Annotated in this window: 1 protein-coding gene; it reads left to right on the forward strand. The window is 58.6% G+C overall.

Annotated features, from left to right (window positions below; translation table 11 throughout):
- Positions 1 to 1,176, forward strand: a 1,176-nt coding sequence (gene tuf / locus T18_RS26200; protein WP_013636434.1) for an elongation factor Tu, incomplete at its 5' end; no start/stop codon positions are given.
- Between the last annotated feature and the right edge of the window lie 9 nt (positions 1,177 to 1,185).

Consider the following 1,185-nt stretch of genomic DNA (forward strand, 5'->3'; position numbering starts at 1 on the left):
ATGGCAAAGAGCAAGTTTGAGCGCAATAAGCCGCACGTCAACATTGGCACGATCGGTCACGTCGACCACGGCAAGACGTCGTTGACTGCTGCGATCACGAAGTATTTCGGCGAGTTCAAGGCGTACGACCAGATCGACGCTGCTCCTGAAGAAAAGGCTCGCGGCATCACGATCTCGACGGCGCACGTCGAATACGAAACGCCGAACCGTCACTACGCACACGTCGACTGCCCCGGCCACGCCGACTACGTGAAGAACATGATCACCGGTGCTGCCCAGATGGACGGCGCGATCCTGGTTTGCTCTGCAGCTGACGGCCCGATGCCGCAGACGCGCGAGCACATCCTGCTTGCTCGCCAGGTTGGCGTTCCGGCGATCGTCGTGTTCCTCAACAAGGTTGACCAGGTTGACGACGCCGAGCTTCTCGAGCTCGTCGAACTGGAAGTTCGCGAACTTCTGTCGTCCTACGACTTCCCGGGCGACGATATCCCGATCGTCAAGGGTTCGGCACTTGCTGCTCTTGAAGATTCCGACAAGAAGATCGGTGAAGACGCAATCCGCGAGCTGATGGCTGCTGTTGACGCCTACATCCCGACGCCTGAGCGTCCGATCGACCAGCCGTTCCTGATGCCGATCGAAGACGTGTTCTCGATCTCTGGCCGTGGTACGGTTGTGACGGGTCGCGTTGAGCGCGGTATCGTCAAGGTTGGTGAAGAAGTCGAAATCGTCGGCATTCGTCCGACGTCGAAGACGACGGTTACCGGCGTTGAAATGTTCCGCAAGCTGCTCGACCAGGGCCAGGCTGGCGACAACATCGGTGCTCTGGTTCGCGGCGTTACCCGTGACGGCGTTGAGCGTGGCCAGATCCTGTGCAAGCCGGGTTCGGTGAAGCCGCACAAGAAGTTCATGGCAGAAGCCTACATCCTGACGAAGGAAGAAGGCGGCCGTCATACGCCGTTCTTCACGAACTACCGTCCGCAGTTCTACTTCCGTACGACTGACGTTACCGGTATCGTTTCGCTTCCAGAAGGCACGGAAATGGTTATGCCTGGCGACAACGTCACTGTTGAAGTCGAGCTGATCGTTCCGATCGCGATGGAAGAAAAGCTGCGCTTCGCTATCCGCGAAGGCGGCCGTACCGTCGGCGCCGGCATCGTCGCTTCTATCGTCGAGTAATTTCACGAC

It is taken from the genome of Rhizobium sp. TBD182, assembly GCF_001950375.1.
Taxonomy (GTDB): domain Bacteria; phylum Pseudomonadota; class Alphaproteobacteria; order Rhizobiales; family Rhizobiaceae; genus Agrobacterium; species Agrobacterium tumefaciens.